Annotated in this window: 22 protein-coding genes; 17 read left to right on the top strand and 5 right to left on the bottom strand. The window is 60.0% G+C overall.

Going from position 1 to position 21920, the window contains the following annotated elements; genetic code table 11:
* Positions 1-80 precede the first annotated feature (80 nt).
* On the bottom strand, positions 81-1298 hold the full coding sequence (fabB, locus tag AAGW23_RS13125) for a beta-ketoacyl-ACP synthase I (protein WP_342406912.1): 1218 nt from the start codon (positions 1296-1298) through the stop codon (positions 81-83).
* A gap of 11 nt (positions 1299-1309) precedes the next feature.
* A complete protein-coding gene (gene fabA / locus AAGW23_RS13120) occupies positions 1310-1825 on the bottom strand; it encodes a 3-hydroxyacyl-[acyl-carrier-protein] dehydratase FabA (protein ID WP_045426348.1) in 516 nt (171 codons plus the stop codon).
* Positions 1826-2221: 396 nt separating this feature from the next.
* Between fabA and AAGW23_RS13115 the strand changes: the two genes are divergently transcribed.
* The 8 genes from AAGW23_RS13115 to AAGW23_RS13080 all read left to right on the top strand — a co-directional run bounded on the left by AAGW23_RS13115 (position 2222) and on the right by AAGW23_RS13080 (position 8522).
* Positions 2222-3244 (top strand): NAD(P)H-dependent glycerol-3-phosphate dehydrogenase, encoded by a 1023-nt coding sequence (locus tag AAGW23_RS13115; protein ID WP_342406911.1) that lies wholly within the window; start codon positions 2222-2224, stop codon positions 3242-3244.
* A gap of 19 nt (positions 3245-3263) precedes the next feature.
* Positions 3264-3602: a DUF4389 domain-containing protein gene (locus tag AAGW23_RS13110; RefSeq protein WP_342406910.1), complete on the top strand. Its 339-nt coding sequence runs from the start codon at positions 3264-3266 to the stop codon at positions 3600-3602.
* Positions 3599-4057, top strand: coding sequence for a phosphohistidine phosphatase SixA (gene sixA, locus AAGW23_RS13105; RefSeq protein ID WP_342406909.1), 459 nt, complete (start codon positions 3599-3601; stop codon positions 4055-4057). The genes AAGW23_RS13110 and sixA overlap by 4 nt, the downstream gene beginning before the upstream one ends.
* A 79-nt stretch (positions 4058-4136) precedes the next feature.
* A complete protein-coding gene (locus tag AAGW23_RS13100) occupies positions 4137-4592 on the top strand; it encodes a hotdog fold thioesterase (RefSeq protein WP_342406908.1) in 456 nt (151 codons plus the stop codon).
* Between the two features lie 108 nt (positions 4593-4700).
* Positions 4701-5507 (top strand): alpha/beta hydrolase, encoded by an 807-nt coding sequence (locus tag AAGW23_RS13095; RefSeq protein ID WP_342406907.1) that lies wholly within the window; start codon positions 4701-4703, stop codon positions 5505-5507.
* A complete protein-coding gene (locus tag AAGW23_RS13090; protein WP_342406906.1) occupies positions 5504-6361 on the top strand; it encodes an alpha/beta fold hydrolase in 858 nt (285 codons plus the stop codon). Before AAGW23_RS13095 ends, AAGW23_RS13090 begins: the two co-directional genes overlap by 4 nt.
* A gap of 178 nt (positions 6362-6539) precedes the next feature.
* Entirely contained in the window at positions 6540-7343 is an 804-nt protein-coding gene (locus tag AAGW23_RS13085; protein WP_342406905.1) for a DUF4892 domain-containing protein, read from the top strand.
* 84 nt (positions 7344-7427) lie between these two features.
* The gene (locus AAGW23_RS13080; RefSeq protein ID WP_342406904.1) at positions 7428-8522 is read left to right on the top strand and encodes an AI-2E family transporter; all 1095 of its coding nucleotides are present in this window, start codon (positions 7428-7430) and stop codon (positions 8520-8522) included.
* A 51-nt stretch (positions 8523-8573) separates the two neighbouring features.
* Here AAGW23_RS13080 and AAGW23_RS13075 read toward each other — a convergent pair whose 3' ends face one another.
* Positions 8574-9560, bottom strand: coding sequence for a patatin-like phospholipase family protein (locus tag AAGW23_RS13075; protein ID WP_342406903.1), 987 nt, complete (start codon positions 9558-9560; stop codon positions 8574-8576).
* A 176-nt stretch (positions 9561-9736) separates the two neighbouring features.
* Here AAGW23_RS13075 and selD point away from each other — a divergent pair, with 176 nt between their 5' ends.
* The 8 genes from selD (at position 9737) to AAGW23_RS13035 (ending at position 17872) form a co-directional block, all read left to right on the top strand.
* Positions 9737-10771 carry a selenide, water dikinase SelD gene (gene selD, locus AAGW23_RS13070; protein ID WP_342406902.1) on the top strand — a complete coding sequence of 345 codons (1035 nt, stop codon included), beginning with the start codon at positions 9737-9739 and terminating at the stop codon, positions 10769-10771.
* Positions 10771-11877 (top strand): tRNA 2-selenouridine(34) synthase MnmH, encoded by a 1107-nt coding sequence (gene mnmH / locus AAGW23_RS13065; protein ID WP_342406901.1) that lies wholly within the window; start codon positions 10771-10773, stop codon positions 11875-11877. Before selD ends, mnmH begins: the two co-directional genes overlap by 1 nt.
* A 22-nt stretch (positions 11878-11899) precedes the next feature.
* Positions 11900-12178 carry a hypothetical protein gene (locus AAGW23_RS13060; protein ID WP_073299532.1) on the top strand — a complete coding sequence of 93 codons (279 nt, stop codon included), beginning with the start codon at positions 11900-11902 and terminating at the stop codon, positions 12176-12178.
* Between the two features lie 90 nt (positions 12179-12268).
* Entirely contained in the window at positions 12269-12871 is a 603-nt protein-coding gene (locus AAGW23_RS13055) for a flavin reductase family protein (protein ID WP_342406900.1), read from the top strand.
* Positions 12872-13046: 175 nt separating this feature from the next.
* On the top strand, positions 13047-13964 hold the full coding sequence (locus tag AAGW23_RS13050) for an AAA family ATPase (protein ID WP_342406899.1): 918 nt from the start codon (positions 13047-13049) through the stop codon (positions 13962-13964).
* A 31-nt stretch (positions 13965-13995) separates the two neighbouring features.
* Positions 13996-14958: a DUF58 domain-containing protein gene (locus AAGW23_RS13045; RefSeq protein WP_342406898.1), complete on the top strand. Its 963-nt coding sequence runs from the start codon at positions 13996-13998 to the stop codon at positions 14956-14958.
* Entirely contained in the window at positions 14955-16976 is a 2022-nt protein-coding gene (locus AAGW23_RS13040; RefSeq protein ID WP_342406897.1) for a DUF3488 and transglutaminase-like domain-containing protein, read from the top strand. The genes AAGW23_RS13045 and AAGW23_RS13040 overlap by 4 nt, the downstream gene beginning before the upstream one ends.
* Positions 16977-17074: 98 nt before the next feature.
* On the top strand, positions 17075-17872 hold the full coding sequence (locus AAGW23_RS13035; protein WP_342406896.1) for an acyl-CoA thioesterase: 798 nt from the start codon (positions 17075-17077) through the stop codon (positions 17870-17872).
* A gap of 65 nt (positions 17873-17937) precedes the next feature.
* On the opposite strand, the gene AAGW23_RS13030 is transcribed toward AAGW23_RS13035, so the two are convergent.
* Positions 17938-19410: a methyl-accepting chemotaxis protein gene (locus AAGW23_RS13030; protein ID WP_342406895.1), complete on the bottom strand. Its 1473-nt coding sequence runs from the start codon at positions 19408-19410 to the stop codon at positions 17938-17940.
* Positions 19411-19520: 110 nt separating this feature from the next.
* Entirely contained in the window at positions 19521-20333 is an 813-nt protein-coding gene (locus tag AAGW23_RS13025; protein WP_342406894.1) for a TatD family hydrolase, read from the bottom strand.
* 175 nt (positions 20334-20508) lie between these two features.
* On the opposite strand from AAGW23_RS13025, the gene AAGW23_RS13020 reads away from it, so the two are divergent.
* On the top strand, positions 20509-21918 hold the full coding sequence (locus AAGW23_RS13020; protein ID WP_342406893.1) for a transglycosylase SLT domain-containing protein: 1410 nt from the start codon (positions 20509-20511) through the stop codon (positions 21916-21918).
* The last annotated feature ends 2 nt before the right edge of the window (positions 21919-21920 follow it).

Here is a 21920-nt window from a genome sequence, read left to right as displayed (position 1 = left end):
GTGATTTACCAGTGATCAAAGCACACCACAAACAATAACGGCGCCTTCAGGCGCCGTTATTGTTTGTAGCGAGGAATCGATCAGCCTTTCCAGCGCTTCAGTACCAGCGTAGCGTTGGTGCCGCCGAAGCCAAAGCTGTTACTCATGATGGTGTCAATTTTCGCATCTTCGCGGGTTTCGCGAACGATCGGCATATCGGCGACTTCTGCATCGAGCTCTTCGATGTTGGCTGAGCCGGCAATGAAGTTGCCCTGCATCATCAACATGCAATAGATCGCTTCGTGGACACCTGCGGCGCCCAGCGAATGCCCAGACAGGCTCTTAGTCGAGCTGATGGCTGGGATCTTATCGCCGAACATGTTGCGTACGGCCTTGCTCTCAGCGACGTCGCCCACTGGTGTCGACGTGCCATGGGTGTTTAGGTAATCAATGTCACCTTCGACCGTGGCCATTGCCTGCTGCATGCAGCGCAGTGCGCCTTCGCCGCTCGGCGCAACCATGTCGTAGCCATCGGAAGTAGCGCCGTAGCCGACGATTTCCGCATAGATCTTGGCGCCGCGCTTGAGCGCATGCTCCAGCTCTTCAACCACCACCATGCCGCCACCGCCCGCGATGACGAAACCGTCGCGCTTAGCATCGTAAGCCCGCGAGGCTTTTTCCGGCGTCGCGTTGTACTGGCTGGACAGGGCGCCCATGGCGTCGAACAGGCAGCTCTGGCTCCAGTGCTCTTCCTCGCCGCCGCCGGCAAAGACGACGTCCTGCTTGCCCATCTGAATCTGCTCCATCGCATGGCCGATGCAGTGCGCACTGGTCGCGCAGGCCGAAGCGATGGAGTAGTTGATGCCTTTGATGCGGAACGGCGTTGCCAGGCAGGCGGAAACCGTGCTGCTCATGGTGCGCGGCACGCGGTATGGGCCGATGCGCTTGACGCCCTTTTCGCGAAGGATGTCGATGGCTTCCATCTGATTGATGGTCGAAGCGCCGCCGGAGCCGGCGATCAGGCCGATGCGTGGATTGGATATATCATCCGCGCTGAGCCCTGAATCTTCGAGGGCCTGTTGCATCGCCAGATAGGCGTAAGCCGCTGCATCGCCCATGAAGCGCAAGACCTTGCGGTCGATCAGCTCTTCGAGGTTCAGGTCGACCGAGCCAGAGACCTGGCTACGCAGGCCCATATCGGCATACGCCTGATTGAAGCGAATACCAGGACGGCTGGCCCGCAGGTTGGCGGAAACGGTGTCTTTGTCATTGCCGAGGCATGAAACGATGCCCAGGCCGGTGATTACGACGCGACGCATGCTGAAGTCCTTCAGAAACTATCAGTAGATGTAAACAGGCCGACACGCAAACCTTCGGCACTGTAGATCTCGCGACCATCCACGCTAACGGTGCCATCGGCAATGCCGAGAACAAGCGAGCGGCTAATGGTGCGTTTGATATGGATGTTATAGGTAACTTTCTTGGCGGTCGGCAGGACCTGACCGAAGAATTTGACCTCGCCAGAACCCAGCGCACGACCACGGCCTGGGTTGCCTTGCCAGCCTAGGTAAAAGCCGACCAGCTGCCACATGGCGTCGAGGCCCAGGCAGCCAGGCATGACTGGATCCCCTTCGAAATGGCAGGCAAAGAACCAGAGGTCAGGATTGATATCCAGCTCAGCAACCAGCTCGCCCTTGCCGTACTTGCCGCCGACTTCGCTGATATGAACGATGCGGTCGACCATTAGCATGTTCGGTGCCGGCAGTTGCGCATTACCGGGCCCGAACAGCTCGCCGCGGCTGCAACGGAGCAGATCTTCCCGAGTAAAGGCCTGTTGTTTGGTCATGCGTATTCCTCAATGGTCCCTTTATGGAGGGCTTGCTGCATTCATCCGACTCGACAATAGCGAGTCCGGTCATAAGACTAGTCATAGACTGCTGCCTTGCGCTTAAAGTCACAGCGCAGGGACATGAGTACCGCTCGTTTCGACCAGCCACGAGATGACCATGGTGGAAACGGGCCCATACTTTAACACTCCTGACCCGTCACCACGACCATGTGACGTTCTGCCTCTATATAGACCATTGGGGAATGCCTCCTCGCTACGGCTGCAACACAGCTCGGCAGCATTGGTCGGAAATTGTAATCTGATGATTCCGGGTGTATCGGGGTTTGCACTGGTTGCGCTCGAAGCGGCACGTATAATGCCGGCCATTGCACTTGGTGCCTAAACGGATTCCTCATGACTGAACAGCAACCCATCGCGGTGCTTGGCGGCGGCAGCTTCGGAACCGCCATCGCAAACCTGCTCGCCGAGAACGGCCACAGCGTCCGCTTGTGGATGCGCGATGCCGAGCAGGCCGAGAGTATTCGAGTGCACCGCCAGAATCCGCGCTATTTGAAAGGCGTGACCCTGCTGCCTGCCGTAAACGCTGTCACTGATCTTGGGCAGACATTGGCCGATTGTCAGCTGATCTTTGTTGCGCTGCCCTCCAGTGCCTTGCGCCAAGCTCTTTCCCCCTTCGCTGAGCAGCTGTCGGGCAAGATGTTGGTAAGCACTACCAAAGGCATCGAGGCGCAGGGGTTCATGCTGATGAGCCAGATCCTGGAACAAATCGCGCCTCAGGCCCGTATCGGCGTGATATCAGGCCCCAATCTGGCGCGCGAAGTGGCTGAACACGCTCTGACTGCGACGGTTGTGGCCAGCGACGACGAGGCGCTTTGCTGCTGTGTGCAGCAGGCGCTGCATGGGCGGACCTTTCGTGTCTATGCCAGTTCGGATCGGTTTGGCGTCGAGCTTGGCGGTGCATTGAAAAACGTGTACGCCATTATGGCCGGCATGGCCGCGGCGCTCGGTATGGGGGAAAACACCCGAAGCATGCTGATCACTCGCGCCCTGGCCGAAATGACTCGTTTTGCTGTTAGGCTCGGCGCCAATCCGATGACCTTCCTCGGCTTGGCCGGAGTGGGCGACCTGATCGTTACCTGTACCTCGACGAAAAGCCGGAACTTTCAGGTGGGCTATGCCCTCGGCGAGGGATTGAGTCTCGATGAGGCCGTGTCACGGCTGGGTGAAGTCGCTGAAGGCGTCAACACCATCAAGGTTTTGAAGGTCAAGGCAGAGGAGCTTCAGGTCTACATGCCGCTGGTCGCGGGGCTTCATGCCATTTTGTTTGAGGGGCGTACGCTGGATCAGGTCATTGCCCTGCTGATGCGCGGCGAACCGAAGACCGACGTTGATTTCATTTCCACCGACGGTTTCTGATACGACAACGGAGCTATCAATGAACACATCTCAACGCACCGCGGAGCGCGAGTCGCTGATTCTGCGCGCACTCTGGATGCTGGTTTTCTTTTTTGTCTGGCAACTGGCCGAATTGGTATTGCTAGTCATTGTCGTGGCGCAGCTGGTGCTGCAAGCGGTTAACGGCAAAGCGAACGACAGCTTGCTGGAGCTGGGTGACAGTCTCAGCCAGTATGTGGCCCAGATAGGTCGATTTGGCACCTTCAATACGGACAGGAAACCCTGGCCGATGTCCGACTGGCCCAAGCCGCGTCCAGCCGACAGGGAGGCAGCTCCTCCCGTGCAACCGGCCCCTTCTGAGCAGGAGCCTCAGCCGTGAGGCTGTGGCTGCTACGCCACGGAGAAGCCGAGCCCCGGAACCGGACTGATGCCGAGCGTAATCTCACCGCGGCCGGTCGGGTAGAAGTGGAGCGCGCTGCCGCGCATCTGCAAGGGCAACCGATGCAGGCCATTCTGGCAAGCCCCTACCAGCGAGCCCAACAGACCGCTGAGCTTGTTCGGCAAGCACTCGGTTTCGGTGGTTCAGTTGAAATCGTGCCCTGGCTGACGCCGGAATCTGACCCGGCCGATGCGCTGCTCTATCTTGATCGTCGCAGCGAACAGCATGTACTTCTAGTTACGCATCAGCCCTTTGTCGGTGTATTCGGCGGCTGGCTGGTCAGTGGTCACCGTGACGCGCCCATACCAATGGCAACCGCCAGCCTGGCCGAATTAGAAGGGGAGCATGTGGCGGCGGGGTTGATGCACCTGGTTGGGCTGCGGCACCCAGTCTGAAGTCAACAACTTCCTATCTACGCTGCGCCTGCCGCTGCAGGTGGAGCGCTATCAAAAAAATAACAGGAGAGCGACATTCGTGAGCATTTGGCAGCGTCCACCGAGCCTCGAACAACTCAATGCCAACCGTCAGAACACCATTGTCGAACTGCTCGATATTCGTTTCGAAGCAGTCGAAGAGGACTGTCTCACGGCGAGCATGGTTGTCGATTCACGTACCCACCAGCCTTATGGTCTGCTGCACGGCGGCGCTTCGGTTGTGCTCGCTGAGACTGTTGGCTCGATGGCCAGCTATCAGTGCATCGACCCCAATCGATTCTATTGTGTCGGCCTGGAAGTGAACGCCAACCATATCCGTGCAGTACGCAGTGGTCGTGTTACCGCAGTCTGCCGTCCGGTTCATCTTGGGCGCTCCAGTCACGTCTGGGATATCCGGCTGCACGGAGAGGACGGCAAGCTGAGCTGCATCTCGCGTTTGACCGTTGCAGTCGTGCCTCTTGGCGAAAACAGCCCACAACCAGTTGCGGCGTTGTAGACGCCCTTGTTTGGCAGGACTGCCTTTGCTTCTGCCGCTTCGGCCGATTGCCGTTAAGGGAAGGGGGCCAGACAATGACCGTCGTTTCCAGTCCGCTGCTTAGAACCTATGACGCAACGCATTTTTTTCGCTCACGCCAACGGTTTTCCATCCGCTACCTATCACAAGCTGTTTGAAAATCTGACGCCTGAGTACGCCGTTACCCACCTCGATCAGCATGGTCATGACCCGCGCTTTCCGGTGAATGACAATTGGCAGAACCTGGTGCAAGAGCTCATCGAGCAGCTGGTCGGGTTGCAGGAGCCGGTCTGGGGTGTCGGGCATTCGCTTGGCGGAATGCTGCACTACCACGCTGCCCTGCAACGCCCCGAGTTTTATCGTGGGGTGGTCATGCTCGACTCACCCATGCCGACCTGGCTCGATCAGACGCTGATCTGGGCGGGCAAACGTTTTGGTTTCATCGATCGCCTGACCCCTGCCGGCCGCACCCTGGGCCGTCGCGAGCAGTTCAGCTGTGTCGATGAAGCGCGGCTTTACTTTGCAAGCAAAGCACTGTTTCGCGCCTTTGATCCTGCCTGTCTGGATGCTTATGTCGAGCATGGTCTGGAGCCCACCGAGCAAGGCGTGCGCTTGCGCTTCGACCCGGAAACGGAAATTCGGATCTATCGCAGCGTTCCGCATGTGACGCCCGGCTGGCCCCATTCGCTGAAAATGCCGCTGGCTGTGGTACGCGGGCGTCAGAGCCGCGTGGTGCTGCCTCATCATCTCTATTTGTTGCGACTGGTTGCCCAGGGGGAGGCACACACCTTACCTGGTGGGCATATGTTTCCGCTTGAGCGACCGGATGACACCGCAGTCCTGCTCAGGCAGTTGTTCGCTCGCTGGAGCGAATCGAACAGAAGGGGTGCTGCATGAGTGTTACGTTCGAAGAGATCCGTCTAAGCCTGCCCCATATTGAGGTCGCCGCCCACCTGTACGGACCAGAGGATGGTCAGCCTGTCATTGCACTGCATGGCTGGTTGGACAATGCGGCTACTTTTTCTCGTCTCGCGCCGTTGCTCAAGGGGCTCCGTATCGTTGCGCTAGACCTTCCTGGGCACGGCCATTCCGATCATCGACCGCTCGGTGCCGCCTATAACATCTGGGACTATGCGCACGACGTACTGCAGACGGCCGAGCAGTTTGGCTGGAAGCGGTTCTCCTTATTGGGACACTCCATGGGAGCCATCGTGTCGGTGTTGCTGGCCGGCGCCATGCCTGAGCGGGTCGAACGCCTGGCATTGATCGATGGGGTGATTCCCTTTACCGGCGAAGCCGAAACTGCGCCACAGAAGCTTGGTGAATCTCTGCAAAAGCTACTCGCCGTGGATGACAAGCGGAAGCCGGTTTACGCCACCTTCGAGCAGGCTGTCGCGGCACGCATGAAAGGCGTGGGTGCGGTGAGTCACGAGGCGGCCGAACGGCTTGCGCAGCGTGGATTGATGCCGGTTCCCGGTGGCTATACCTGGCGCACTGATGCGCGTCTGATGCTGCCTTCATCGATGCGACTGACCCGCGCTCACGCTCTGGCATTTGTACATCGGATAGCCTGCCCGGCGAGCCTGATCCTGGCGGAGCAAGGTTTGCTCAACCAGCCAGCCATGGTCGAACTGACGCAGAACTTGCCGTTCGCGCAGACTCGGCTGCCCGGCGGCCATCATTTGCACTTGGATGATGAATTCGGGGCTGAGGCGGTGGCGGCCGTTTTCAATCCGTTCTTCGCAGGCTGAGCCGAGGCAGGACGGCATTACGCAAGAATCTGTCGCAAAGCCCCGCTTGACTTGCCTTTACCAACTGGTGACGCTGGGCCATCGCTTCAGCAGGGACCACCTCGATGATTGACTTCCATAGCATTGCTACCTCTAACGGTCGGACCGCGTCGACGGCGGTCCTCCTTTGAGGTGTCGTATGCGAGTTATATCCGCAACAGCGCTGGTCTTGGCTGTCGGCATCGCTGAAGCAGCCGACCTTCCAGGCGGCCGAGATTTCGACATGCTGCCGCGCTACCCGCAGTCTGAAATTGTGGCCTTCAAAGAGAGGAACGTGCTGGACCGAACTTATCCTCTGGACTCGATTCGGCGCATCAGTGGACGGCTACGAATGAGCGACCAGATCACCGCCAGCGGCAGGCTGACGGTGGTGACCTATCGATTGCCCGACATTCATACGGGCATAGAAGCCTTCGAGCGGTCGCGACGTCGCCTGTTGCAAGAGGGCGCTGAGCTGCTTTTCTGGTGTGAGGGGCGCGAATGCGGTTCGAGTAGCCTGTGGGCCAATGAAGTGTTTCACCGCTCGACACTCTACGGCCCGGATGCAAGGCAGGCCTTCCTGCTGGCGCGCCTGCCAGGCGACTCGGATCGGCTCATGGCCCTTTATGGCATTACCCGTGGCAACGACCGTCCCTATCTGCAAGTTGAGCAATTCGAGCCGGATGAGCCGCTCGGTATCATCCTGCCGAATCCGAGCACCCTGCTGCGTCAGTTGAAAAGCACCGGAGAGCTGTGGCTGCCGCGATTGCCACAAGAGCCCACGGCTGAGTGGGGGGCGCTGCTGGCGAACGTGCTGCGGCTCGATAGTACGATACGGGTCGCCTTGAAAGGCAAGGGCGCAGCGGCTTGGTACGAAGCGCTGACGCAAGAGAGGATCAAGGCGCGGCGCATCGAAGCAGAAACCTCCAACGAGGATGGGCTGCGGATCACGCTGTTGCGTTGAGGCTTCGTTTGAGACTGCAAAAGCCAGTGCTCTTCCAGGCGCACTTTGCTCTAAAGTGCGCCACGTTCTTCCATAGGTAACACCATGCTCAACAACGATCGTCTGCTGGTGCAGATTCTGCTCCTGGTGCTGCTCGGCGCCTGTGTGTGGGTGCTGGCCCCGTTTGCCTCAGCGCTGTTCTGGGCGGCGGTGTTGGCATTCGCCAGCTGGCCGATCATGCGCGTACTCACCCGTTGGATGAACGGCAATTCCACGCTTGCCGCCACGCTGTTGACAGGCGGATGGATGGTCCTGGTGGCCGTGCCGCTGGTCTGGTTGGGGTTCAACATTGCCGACCAGATCCGCGAGGTCAACGTGCTAGTGCACAATCTGCAGGTGCAGGGGCTGCCGGCGCCGCCGTCGTGGCTCGCTGAATTGCCGCTGATTGGCGACAATCTGTTGAGTCTCTGGGACACGCTAGACGAGCAAGGCACGGCCTTCTTCGCGACGATCCGGCCGTATATAGGTCAGGTGGGCAACTGGTTGTTGGTGCGCAGCGCACGCGTTGGCGGCGGAATGCTGGAACTGGCGCTCAGCCTGGTGCTGGTGTTCTTCTTCTATCGCGATGGGCCGAAACTGGCTGCGTTCGTACATAGTCTGCTGCACCGACTGATTGGTGATCGCGCTGATCACTACCTGGAGTTGGTGGCCGGTACGGTTCAGCGTGTTGTCAACGGTGTGATCGGCACCGCGGCTGCCCAGGCGATTCTGGCGTACGTCGGATTCAGCATTGCTGGCATACCCGGAGCGCTGATCCTCGGTCTGCTGACGTTCGCTTTCAGTTTCCTGATGGTCCCGCCTCTGATTTGGGGCCCCGCCACGCTCTGGCTCGCCTGGCAGGGTCAGTACGGCATGGCCGTATTTCTGGGGATATGGGGCATGTTCATCATTAGTGGCGTGGACAACGTCCTGAAACCCTACTTGATCAGTCGCGGCGGCAACCTGCCCTTGGTGGTGGTACTGCTCGGCGTATTTGGTGGCGTGCTGGCGTTCGGTTTCATGGGGCTGTTCCTTGGTCCGACGCTGTTGGCTGTTGCTTACAGCCTGCTGGAAGACTGGCTGGTCAAGGAAGTGCCAGGCATCGTCGCGCCGGCGAAGCGTCCGAGCGATCAGTTGGAAGATGCAGCGGCGCGCGACTAGCTGACTGCTGCAGGTAGCTCTGTTGCCAATCGATTCCTCGTGTTCCCGCTACTAGAGCTGTTCGCTCTCGTATTTGTCCAGGGCATCGCTGGCAACGATCTGTCCCAGCTTGATCAGCTCAGGGGCTTTGTAGAATTCGTAGAAACGGCAGGCGCGCTTGGGGATGTTCACCAAGACGTTGGGCGGATACCCAGCGATCTTGTACTGCGTCAATGAGGATTGCATCACTTCGAAGCTCTGGTTGATGAGCTCCAGTAAGGATGCCGGACCGCCTACATCAATCACCATCGATCCCTCGGCCGACTTCGGCGCACTTTGCCCCGATGGGGCGGCCGGCGGCTGGGCCTCGCCAGGTCCTTCAACGGCAGCGAGTTCGGCGATACGCTCTTCGAGCCCTTTGCTGCGCCAGAACGGCAGGCGTGAGCTGATCGAGCTGACCATGGCATCGAAGCGTCCTGGGCGGATCACGTCCGGAAGCGGGTATTGCCGATGGTTGTTGGCGTTGAGGTTGACGGCGATGATGATGTCGCTGTGGCTAGAGACCACAGGCACGATGGGCAGTGGGTTGAGTATCCCGCCATCGACCAGCATCCGGTTGCCTTGCATGACCGGGGTGAACAGGCTTGGGATAGCTGCCGAGGCGCGCATCGCCAGTTCCAGATTGCCCTCCTGAAACCAGATTTCCTGTTGATTCGTCAGGTCGGCCGCAACGGCCGTGAACGGAATTGGCAAATCCTCAATGTTGACCGAGCCGAGCATTTCCCTGATACGTCCGAAAATCTTCTCGCCGCGTATCGCCCCGAGGCTGAAACTCGGATCGACCAGTCGCAGCATGTCGAAGTAGTCCAGGCTTTCAATCCATTCGCGGTATTCCCCAAGCTTGCCGGCTGCGTAGATGCCGCCTACGACTGCGCCCATCGAACAACCTGCGATACAGGTGATTTCGTAGCCCCGGGTCTCGAGTTCTTCGATTACGCCAATGTGTGCGTAACCGCGGGCCCCACCCGACCCCAACACCAATGCGACCTTGTTGCCCATGTAGTTCTCCCTATTGGCGTTGGGCGATAGCTTCCAGCTTCAGGCTGCAAGCTTCAAGCTAAAGCGAGAAGCTGGTCGTTTCCGTGCAATCCCTTCGGCTCACGCCGCAGCGATGTGGTCACCAGCCTTGCTACAATCGTCGCCCGTTTTGCCAGCATCACGAGAGTCTTTCCCAGATGAGCGAACCCATCCGTCTCACTCAGTACAGCCACGGTGCCGGCTGCGGCTGCAAAATTTCACCCAAGGTGCTGGACGTCATCCTCGCCGGCAGCGGGGCACAGAACCTCGACCCGCGCCTGTGGGTTGGAAATGCCTCGCGTGATGACGCTGCGGTATATGGCATCGACGAAGAACGCGGCGTGGTATCGACTACCGATTTCTTCATGCCAATCGTCGACGATCCCTTCGATTTCGGCCGTATCGCCGGGACCAATGCCATCAGTGATATCTATGCGATGGGCGGTGATCCGCTGATGGCGATCGCCATCCTTGGCTGGCCTGTCAACGTGCTGCCGCCTGAGGTGGCGCGCGAGGTCATCGCGGGTGGCCGAGCCGTGTGTGAAGCTGCAGGTATTCCGCTGGCCGGCGGGCATTCGATCGACGCGCCCGAACCGATATTCGGTCTGGCCGTGACCGGTTTGGTCAAAAAGAACCAGATGAAACGTAACGACACGGCCTCGGTTGGTTGCAAGCTCTATCTGACCAAGCCCCTTGGGATAGGCATTCTCACCACCGCGGAGAAGAAGGCCAAGTTGCGGCCCGAAGATGTCGGCAGGGCGCGTGATTGGATGTGCACGCTCAATACGCCCGGTAGCCGCTTCGGCAAGCTCGACTGCGTGCGGGCTATGACGGACGTCACCGGTTTTGGGTTGCTCGGGCACCTGGTCGAAATGGCTGACGGCAGCGCTGTGACTGCGTGCATCGATTACGCCCGCGTGCCGCGTCTGGAAGGCGTCGAGTATTACCTCGAACAGGGCTGTGTACCTGGCGGTACGGGGCGCAACTTCGAGAGCTATGGTGAGCGTATCGCCGCCATTGACGAGGTGCAGAAGCAGTTGCTGTGCGATCCGCAAACCAGCGGCGGATTGTTGGTAGCCGTTGACCCTGTAGGTGAGGCCGACTTCCTCGCGGTCGCCGCGGAACTCGGCCTGGTTCTCCAGCCGATCGGTGAGCTGATCGAAGCCGGCGCCTTTGCAGTTGAGGTACGTTGATGCGTGGCGATACCGATGATTTTGCCGAGCTGTTTCTTAACGATGCGCCGATGATGGACGCACGAGCGCCTGTTGAGTTTGCCAAGGGCGCGTTCCCCGGAGTGGTCAACCTGCCGCTGATGAACGATCTCGAGCGCCAGAAGGTCGGCACCTGCTACAAGCAGCAGGGGCAGCAAGCGGCAATTGAGCTAGGCCATCGGTTGGTAAGTGGTCATATCAAGGCCGAGCGTATCGAGGCTTGGGCCGACTTCGCGCGCAGTAATCCTCAGGGCTATATCTATTGTTTTCGCGGTGGCCTACGCTCGCAGCTGGTCCAGAAATGGCTCAAGACCGAGGCGGGAATTGATTATCCGCGCGTGACCGGTGGCTACAAGGCGATGCGCCATTTTCTGCTGGACACCCTCGAGCATGCGGCCACGCACGACAATTTCGTACTGGTTGGCGGTATGACCGGGACAGGTAAAACCGAGGTGCTGGCGCGTCTGGAAGACGGGGTCGATCTGGAAGGCATTGCCAATCATCGCGGCTCAAGCTTTGGCAAGCGCGCCACCCCGCAGCCAGTCCAGATCGACTTCGAGAACGCCCTGGCTATTCGCTTGTTGAAAATGCAGAAAGCCGGTGCCAGGCAGTTCGTGCTGGAAGATGAAGCGCGGCTGGTCGGACGCTGTTCTATCCCGCTGCCCTTGTTCCAAGGTATGCAGCGCTATCCGCTGGTTTGGCTCGAAGACAGTTTCGATGGCCGGGTTGATCGTATCCTCAAGGACTATGTGATCGATCTCTGCGCCGAGTTCATCACCGAGTTCGGCGAGGAAGGTTTCACCGCATTTACCGAGCGTTTGCAGCAAAGCCTGGTCAATATCAGCAAGCGGCTCGGCGGCGAATGCTACACACGGCTGGCGGCGATCATGGATCAGGCCCTTGCCGAGCAGGCAAGCGCGGGTTCGGTTGATCTGCATCGCGGATGGATCGAGGCGTTGTTGAAGCAATACTACGATCCGATGTACGCGTATCAGCGTGAAAGCAAGGCCGCCAGAATCGAGTTCGCGGGTGAGCAGGACGCCGTCGTCGAGTTTTTGCGCGAGCGCTCTGCGGGGCATCAAAACTGAGTTTTAAAACGAGGATCTAGGGATGAAGAACTTAATCTGTCTATCGCTGTTAGCACTGACCCTGACCGGTTGCGCCGCCAAGACTGCCTATCGAGACAGCTGTGCGTCTCAGCTGAACGCCGCCTGGGAAGAGCAGAGCCTGGCCGAGGCGGAAGGCTTCGCCGGCACTGTCAGCTATTCCAAGGCGATGGCACTGCTGACCGGCGCCAAGACCCAGCAACAATTTGAGGCTTACCAAGGCTGCGTGGAGAAGGCCAAGAAGGCTCGTTTCTATCTGCGTGAGTCGCGCGCAGGACGCTGATGTTGCTGCCATGCTGTGGCGGTCGCCTGGCTGCCACTTCCTTATCCATCGGTTCCTGGCAATCACCGATCCGACTCATCAGGGATATACATGCAGCTTGATTTTTCCACGCTGGCACCGGTCGAAGCCTATCGTTGGCTAACGTCCACCATTACGCCGCGACCGATTGCCTGGGTCTCGACTTGCTCGACGTCGGGCATCAGCAATCTTGCCCCGTTCAGCTTCTTCCAAGTCATCAGCAGTAACCCTCCAACATTGCTGATCAACGTCGGTTTGAAAGACGGCCTACCAAAAGACACCGCCCGCAACGCGCACGAGACAGGGGAACTCGTCGTGCAACTCGTCAGCGCCGAGCAAGCCGAAGCGATGAACGCCTCGGCGGCTACCTTGGCACACGGCATCAGCGAGTTTGAGCACTGCGAGATTGCCAGCGAACCGGCTAGCCTCGTGAAGGTGCAGCGGGTCGCCGGTGCGCCGGTTGCCTTCGAATGTCGCGTAGCGCAGATCCTGCCATATCCGCCCGAGTCGCCTAATTGCCAGCTCATCTTCGCCGAAGTGTTGTTAGCGCACATCGACGACGGTGTTCTCGATGAGCGAGGTCGCGTCGATTCGGCCCGGCTTGATCTGGTCGGCAGGCTGGGCGGCGCAGCGTACAGCTATACGCGCGAGCGTTTCGAGATGCAGCGACCCTGACAGGCGCCCAGGTTTCTGATCGCTTGGGTCAGGAAGCGACCAAAGCTGTGAAGCGGTGTGGCGTTGTCACCCGCGGTTCAAGTGACGTATCACAAATTCGCAACACCAGGTTATCACCGCTTTGCCTGCGCTGGCCGGGTCAGTAGGATCGAAGGAACAAACAAAGGAGAGTTGCATGCGCACCCGATTGGAAGTCTGTCTGCGGTCGGTCAATGAAGTGCTGCTCGGCAAGCAATCGCAGGTGCGATTAGCCATGGCCTGCCTGCTGGCGAGGGGGCACCTACTGGTCGAGGACCTGCCCGGTATGGGCAAGACGACCTTGAGCCATGCGCTTGCGAAGGTCATGGGGCTGGATTTCCAGCGCATCCAGTTCACCTCCGACCTGCTGCCGGGCGATATTCTCGGCACCTCGGTATTTGACAAGGAAAGCGCTCAGTTTGTGTTTCATCCGGGACCGATCTTCGCCGAGCTGGTGCTGGCGGACGAGATCAACCGGGCTACACCGAAGAGTCAGAGCGCGCTGCTTGAAGCAATGGAAGAAGGGCAGGTAACGATAGAGGGCGCGACGCGGCCTTTGCCCGAGCCCTTCTTCGTGGTCGCCACGCAGAACCCGGTCAGCTCCGGCGGTACATTTGCCCTCCCTGAATCACAGCTGGATCGCTTTCTCATGCGCCTTTCGCTGGGCTACCCGGCTAAAGCGGCGGAGAAAGCATTGCTGCTCGGCGATTCGCGTCGCGATTTGCTCGCCCGATTACAACCCCAACTGGATCGTGCCGAGCTAGCGGCTATCCAGCAGGCGGTGAGCGCTGTTCGCGTCAGTGATGCTCTGGTCGATTACGTCCTGCGCCTGGTCGAGGCCACGCGCACCCAGCCGCAATTCGCCTGGGGCTTGTCACCCCGTGCCAGCCTGGCGCTGCTGGCGGCAGCCCGGGCCTGGGCTTTTCTCGACGGGCGAGACTATGTAATTCCGGAAGACGCCCAGGCGGTGCTGCCCTCGGTGGTTGGCCATCGGTTGCGCGAACGTGCCGATGCCACCGGACATGGCGGCGGCGCACTGGTGCAATGGCTGTTGCGCGAAGTGCCGGCGCTGTGACGCCGCCTCTGCCGGACTGACGGGGGCGGATATGCGAGTGTTACCACGGATACGGGATCGCTGGCTGCTAAAACGCATCCCACCGGGCCCCAGCGTACGCCTCAACCAGCGTCGCATCTTCATCATGCCTACGGCGGTCGGGATGAGTTTTCTGGTCGCGCTGCTGTTGATGTTGCTTGCCGCCATTAACTACGAGAACAGTCTGGCTTACGCCCTGACGTTTTTGCTGGGCTCGGTATTTGTCGTTGCTATTTTGCATACCTGGCGCAACCTGGCGGGGCTCGAATTGAAAGCGGGGGGCTCGGAAGCGGTTTTCCTTGGAGAGCAGGCCCGCTTGCGGGTGCGTCTGGAAAGCCGGGGTCGCCTTTATCAGGCCGTCTCGGTGGGTTGGCCTAAAAGTGGTTTGCAGCTGGTAGACGTGCCGGCAGCAGGTTCTTGCGAATTGGAACTGAGCCTGCCCACCGAGCGGCGCGGCTGGTTGAGACCAGGACGGTTGCGTGTGGAAAGCAGGTTTCCCTTGGGCATTCTGGTGGCCTGGAGCTGGGTCGATCTGCAACAGGCCGCACTGGTGTATCCACGCCCAGTCGCAGGCGATCCGCCAAAGATCGGCGGGCAGGCCGATGAGGGCGATGAGGGGACGCTGGCGCAGGGCCGTGGTCTCGACGATTACCAGGGCTTGCGTCCCTGGCAGCCAGGCGACTCGAGAAAACGTTTGAACTGGAAAGCTTACTCTCGTGGTCAAGGCTTGCTGGTCAAGGACTTCACTGCGCTGTCCGGCGAGGACCCGTTACTGGATTTCGCCGCGCTCGAAGGCGACATCGAGTCCAGATTGTCGTTGCTCTGCCACTGGGTAGTGGAACTGTCGGCGCGCCAGCAGCCTTTCGCTCTCCGTGTCGCCGATACCACGATAGAAGCAGGCGCTGGCGCAGAGCACCGCAACCGCAGCCTTCGTGTCCTGGCGATGTTCGGACAGCCAGCTATGGAGTCGAAATGAGCAGCGGGCAGCCCATTCCGCGCAATGGCCTGATCTGGCTGTTGGTGGCGCAGGTGCTGGTCATCTTGCCGCACCTGGCTCATCTGCCGCTGTGGATCATTGGCCTCTGGCTGGGTTGCGCGATCTGGCGGGTGCAGATTTTTCGTATGCGCGCTCGATACCCGCGAGGCTGGGTGAAAGCACTGATGATGCTGGGCGCTGCGTTCGGCGTCTATTTTTCGCGCGGGGGGTTGATCGGCCTCGACGCCGGCGTGGTGTTGCTCATCGCGGCGTTCATCCTCAAGCTGGTGGAAATGCGCAGTCGCCGCGATGCCTTGGTTCTGGTGTTTCTTGGCTTCTTTGCCGTGGTCACCAGCTATTTTTTCAATGACGGGCTGCTCGCCGGGCTTTACAGTCTGGCGCCAATCGTCGCGCTGCTGGCGGCGATGATAGGCCTGCAGCAGAGCCCAGCAGGCACACATCCCTGGCCAACGCTGCGACTGGCAGGCGCTTTGCTCCTGCAGGCGATTCCCTTGATGCTGGTCCTGTTTGTGCTTTTTCCGCGCCTGGGTCCGCTTTGGTCATTGCCGCAGCCGAAGGATCGCGGCGTGACCGGTCTGGCTGACAGCATGTCGCCGGGCGACATGGCCGAACTGAGTCGCTCGAATGCACTGGCATTTCGCGCCAGTTTTGAAGGCCCGATCCCCGAGCGGGATCGGCTGTACTGGCGTGCGGTCACCTTCGAGCGTTTCGATGGCCGGCGGTGGTCTCAGTCTTTTTCATCGCAGCTTCCACGAGCCCCGGACTGGTCGCCACGGGGCGCGCCGGTGGAGTACAGCATCGTCATGCAACCCAGCGGACGGCCGTGGTTGTATGCACTGGATGTGGCTCAGGTAAATGCAAGCGACGTGCGACTGATGAGCGACTTCCACCTGGCGCGCCCACGGCCGGTTGAAAAGCCGTTGCTGTACCGCGCGACATCCTGGCCGGAGGCGCTGCGTGAACCAGAGGCTGGACCTGCGATCCTCGGACGGGCGCTGGAGCTACCGTCCTCGGGTAACTTACGCAGCAGGGCCTGGGCTGCAGAATTGCGGCGTCAGCACCAGACACCCAAGGCAACCGTGCAAGCATTGCTTAGCCATTTCAACCAGCAGCCCTACCGCTATACGTTGCGTCCGTCGCCCGTTGGTGGGGATATCGTCGACGGTTTCCTATTCGAGACTTTGAACGGATTTTGCGTGCATTACGCAGGCGCGATGACCTTTGTCCTGCGCGCAGCAGGTATCCCCGCGCGGGTGGTCGCCGGCTATCAGGGCGGGGAGGTCAACCCCTCGGGCAACTATCTGTCGGTGCGTCAGCTTGATGCTCATGCCTGGGTCGAGTACTGGGAGGCGGGCAGCGGTTGGGTCAGTGTGGATCCGACATTTCAGGTCGCGCCGGAACGGATCGAGCGAGGGCTGGAGGAGGCGCTTGGCGCTGAGCAGGATCTGATAGAAGGCGCCGTGATGGACCTCCGGCGCTACCGCAACATTGGCTGGCTGAACGACTTGCGGTTTGGTTGGGACAATCTCAATTACGGTTGGCAGCGCTGGGTACTTAATTATCAGGGTGAACGACAACTGGAAGTGTTGCGAAGCCTGTTCGGCAAGGCCGACGCCCGCAACCTCGGTTTTATGATGGTCGCTCTGGGTGCGTTGCTGATTGTCCTGCTGGCGCTTGTGCTCCTGAAACCCTGGCGCCGGGAACAGGATGCGCAGTTGCGTCAGTTCCAGCGCTTCGAGCAACTGCTGGCGCGCCAGGGTATAGCGCGGTACTCAGGGGAGGGCGCTCGTGACTTCGCACAACGCGCAGCAGAGCAGCTGCCGGGTATTGCTGCCCAGATTCAAAGGTTTTCCGAACTGTACGAACAGGCCCGCTATGGGGGGCAGCCAACCGACCTGGCCGAGATGAAGGCTGCGCTCGGGAGCTTGCGCCGACAGCTACCCTGGCGTGCCATTGGGAGTAAACGGCACCATGACATCGACGGCGGGAAGCCATAGCTGGTCGCGATGGCATGGCATCACCAACCATTCAGCGATTTCTGTGCTGGTATGTGCGGCGATAAGATAAACCCAATAACAAACGAGTCGAGGTGGGAATGACCCTGTCCGAATTGCTTCAAGCCGTGCGTGAAACCCCTCAAGATATCGTCGTGCCTTCCAGCTGGGGGCAGGGCCGGGCCGGCTTCGGCGGGCTGGCCGCAGCATTGGTATTCGAAGCCATGCAGGCCAAGGTGCCGAGTGATCGCCCGGTGCGGTCACTGTCCATCAGCTTTGTAGGGCCGCTTGCGGTTGATGTGCCCGTTAGCTTTGAGGCCGAGGTGCTGCGCGAAGGCAAGGCGGTCAGCCAGGTGCTCGGCCGTGCCGTCCAGAATGGGCAGGTAGTCACACTGGTGCAAGGCAGCTTTGGTGCAGCGCGTGTCTCTGCCGTCAGGGTGGAAGCTGAGCCGGCGCCGGAGCTGCCACCGGTGGAGGCCTGTCAGGAATTGCCCTACATCAGCGGCGCCACTCCTGAGTTCACTCGCCATCTGGTCATGCGCTGGGGCATTGGCGGTCTGCCTTTCTCGGGTAATACCTCACGGCAAATGGGCGGTTGGGTTCGTCAGCGTGGCGAGGTTGACCGGGAGCCGGTAACCGTCTCGCATCTGCTTGCGCTCGTCGATGCGTGGCCGCCAGCGGTGCTGCCACACTTGAACCGTTTCGCACCGGGCAGCTCGCTGACCTGGACCATCGAATTTGTCCAGCCATTGCCAATAATTGATACCCACGAATGGTGCCGGTACCGGGCGGTCATCGAGCACGCTCAGGACGGCTACGGTCATTGCGCCGCGGCGTTATGGACCGGCAACGGTGAGCTGATTGCCCTGAGCCGGCAAACGGTAACCGTCTTCGGTTAACCAGGGCGCTGCCCGCTCGGTTGTTAAATCCGCGGCAGGCAAGTCATCCGTACAGGTTGATGCGGTCAGAGCTTGAGTTGGTGGATCGCCTTGCTGAGTTCGCCGGAAAGTGCTGCGAGCTCAGCGCTGGTATTTGCCGACTCGACGGTTTGCTGAACGGTTTGCTCAGTAACGTCGCGAATGCCGGTGACCGAGCGGTTAAGTTCCTCTGCCACTTCGCTTTGTTGCTCGGCGGCGACGGCAATCTGCGTGTTGCTCTCACGCATCTGTGCGACCGCCGCGGTGATGGCCTCAAGTGCTAGTCCTGCTTCACGTGCTTCGCGAACGCAGTCGTCTGCCTTGAGCGAACTCTCTTGCATGAACTCGACGGCGTCGCGGGTCATGCCCTGAAGCCCGGCGATCATCTGCGTGATTTCGTCTGTGGATACCTGAACGCGTTTGGCCAGGCTACGCACTTCATCCGCAACCACCGCGAAGCCTCGGCCCATTTCCCCCGCACGTGCCGCTTCAATGGCTGCGTTCAATGCCAGCAGATTGGTTTGTTCGGCGATGCTGTGAATGACGCTGACCACACCGTTGATCTTTTGGCTGTCGGCAGCAAGCTGCTCGATGGTTTCGGCAGTCTGCTGTACGCCCTGCGACAGGGTGGATATCGAGCGCTCGACTCGCCCTACGACCTGCTGCCCATTGCCCGCAAGCTGGTCCGCGCTCTGTGATTGGTCTCGCGTCTCTCTGGCGTGTTCGGCGATGTGGTGTACGGTGGCGGTCATCTCGTTGATCGCGGTTGCGGCTTGGTCGGTTTCGCTCTGCTGGCCGAGCATGCCCTGGCGGACCTCACCCATGCTCGATGCAAGTCGAGCGGCCCCGTCATCGAGGCGGGTGGCCGCCTGGGCAACGGTGCTGACAATGCGCTGGTAGCCGGCCTGCATGGCATTGAATGCCGCTGCCATCTCGCCCACTTCATCACGGCTCGCCAGCGGCACCCGCATCGCGAGATCGCCACTGCGCTCGACATGCACCATGACGTTTTTGAGTGTATTGAGATGACTTAGGAGGAAATGAATCAGCAGCTGTGATGCGGCTAGCAGCACCAGCATCAGCACAGCAACAGCAACGGCATAGCTAAGGAAATGGTCACCCAGCAGCTGTATCGCACTGGGCGCACGCGCCAGCACAGCCAGGGTTTCCCCGCCCGGTCTGATTACGAGCTGGGCGCCCAGTACCGGCGTGGTGTCGAACAGACGGTCATGCTCGATGGCTACCCACCCCTGGCGGACGGCGACCGGTCGCCCCTCGATAGTGATGGCCTGACCAGCCGAAAACAGCTGAATGTCGCCGCGCGGGGGAATTGCCGTGCCTTCTGGCCAGCTCTGCAGCAGTGCTCCTATCTGCTGCGCATTGTTCTCGGCGTCCTGGCTTCGCGACTGCTGTTCAAGTTGCAGGGCAAAGAGCACCAGCAGCAGGGTGGTAGCGAACGACACCAGGTTCAGCGCCCAGAACTTGTACTTCAGTGACAGATCGCGAATCCATAAAGCCATTGCATGCTCTTCTTATGTCGATGACCGGAACGGTTCGTCGCGCGGAGGCATCGCCGCATTTTTGCGAACCCGTTCTGTTAACGGCCGAAAAGTGTTGGGCTTGAGCCAACTCAGTGCTCATTCATTGGCGGTATGCGAAAGAATTCCTGAGCGCAATGCGTCGTGCTCAGCGCCAGCTGTTCTTCGCTGACACCGCGGTGCCGGGCCACTTCACGAAGCACTTCAGGAAGAAACGCCGGCTCGTTCTGGCCGCCTTTGGGCTTGGGTCGCAGCGTGCGTGGTAGCAGGTAAGGGGCATCGCTTTCGAGCATCAAACGGGTCGCAGGAATGTCGCGCACCAATGGGTGCAGGTGGGTGCCGCGGCGCTCGTCACAGATCCAGCCGGTGATGCCGATGTGCAGGTCGAGATCGAGATAGGCGTATAGGGCGCGTTTTTCGCCGGTAAAGCAGTGCACCACCGCAGCGCTGAGCTGATCACGGAACGGCCTGAGGATTTGTACCAGACGTTGGTCGGCGTCGCGCTCATGAAGAAACACCGGCAAGCCGGTTTCTACTGCCAATTGCAGATGTTCCTCCAACACTCGCTCCTGTTGCGCGCGAGGAGACAAGTCCCGGTTGAAATCCAACCCGCATTCACCAACCGCGCGTGCCTCGGGTTCGCCGAGTAGCGCCTTGAGCTGTGCGCCGGTACTGGAAGTCCATTGGCTCGCGTCATGAGGGTGAATGCCCACTGTGCAGAACAGCCGATGTCCGCCTTCATCCAGCTCCCGGCAGAGTGCTAACGCCGATTCGCTTTCGTCGAGGCTGGTGCCCGTCAGGACGAGCTGGGCAACGCCCGCTGCGTGGGCACGATCTACGACCGCGCGTGGGTCTCGGGCGAAGGTAGGGTGGGTAAGGTTGACTCCGATGTCGACAAGCTGCATGAAATGTCTCGCTTATGAGATCAAAATATATGCATTAAAATCAGCCACTTGAGCATGATAATTAATGTAGATGAAAAGGTGTTGCTGGCGATCAGGCCAAGGCTGTGACAATCTTCGCCACCCTGCGGCGGGGTAGCCGCTGTATAGCTTGTCTGATTCGAGCCGATATCCGGAAATGACCCGACTATTTTCCTTGCTGCTGTGTCTGCTCGTGCTTATGCCCTGGCCGGCGTCTGCGCGGGTGATGGGGCCGCAGGCCTGGCAATCGGGCGATACCGTACGCGATCTTGCGGACATCCGCCGCAGCGGCGTTTTGCGGGTGCTGGTCAATCAAAGTCGCAATAGCTCCGGCGAGGTTAAAGGCGAAGCTATTGGTGTTGAGTATGTACGCCTGCGTGCGTTCGAGCAGCATCTGAATCGCGGGTCGAAAGGGCCTCCGATCACCTTGAAGATCATTCCCAAGGCTAAGGATCAGCTGCTCGGCGCGCTGCAGCGCGGGGAGGGCGATCTGGTAGCGCCCGGGGAAATCTTGGCGCAAGGAACGATTCGCAGGCTGAGCCGTAGTCGCTCGCTGATCGGTCCGGTGCCGATGGTATTGGTGAGTCGGCAGGGTGGTCCCCACTATCACAGTTTCGACCAGCTATCCGGTCGTAGCTTGGCGTTGTCCGCTGGCAGTGCCGCAGGCTCAGCGCTCGACAGGCTCAATAGAACCTTGATGCAAGCTGGGCGAGCACCGATTGCCGTCGAATGGGTCGATCCCACGCTGGCGGTGGAAGACGTGCTGGATATGGTACAAGCCGGCGTCTATCCGGCAACGGTGGTGGAGCAGCCGATTGCGGAGCGATGGGTCAAAGTGCTGCCGAAATTGCGCATCGAGTCGACGCTGACGTTGGGCGCTCCCGCTGACATGCACTGGTTTGTGCAAAAAGATGCGGGGATGTTGCGCGCGAGCATCGACCGTTTTCTTCAAACCTATAACGCGCCGGATAACCAGGATGCGGCATTTGTTCGCGTCTACCGCAGGCTCTATCGGGTTCAGTACCCGCTCGATCGTGTCGGCAGACAGCGCCTGGAAAAGGTGCGTCCGACCTTGCAGCGGCATGCTCAGGGGCAGGAGATTGACTGGCTCAACTTGGCGGCTCTGGCTTTCAAAGAGTCGACGCTAAACCCATCTGCCCGCGGAGCCTCCGGCGCCACCGGGCTGATGCAGGTAACGCCAGCGACCGCTCGCAGCATGGGGGTGCAGGACATCGGCCAGCTGGACAACAATGTGCTGGCCAGTGCGAAGTATCTGGCAAGCATCCGCAAATCCTTTTTCTCCAGCCCCAGGCTGAATGAGCGCGAGCGCATGGCGTTTGTGCTGGCCGCGTACAACCTCGGTCCGCAGCGGGTCCAGAGCTTGCGTGCGGAAGCGCGGCGTCGAGGTCTCAATCCTGATCAATGGTTTTTTCAGGTCGAGCGCGTTGCCATGTCGACCATGGGCATGGGCGTGGTCAGCTACGTCAATGCCGTGAACAAGTATTACCTGGCCTATACCCGGGAGCGGTATCTGCTCGAGGGTGGCCCGCAAAGTGCCGGCAACTGAAC

This window comes from Stutzerimonas chloritidismutans, assembly GCF_038562055.1.
Lineage (GTDB): Bacteria > Pseudomonadota > Gammaproteobacteria > Pseudomonadales > Pseudomonadaceae > Stutzerimonas > Stutzerimonas chloritidismutans_A.
Note: the sequence above shows the minus strand (reverse complement) of the source record. Positions and strands in the feature narration are given on the sequence as shown.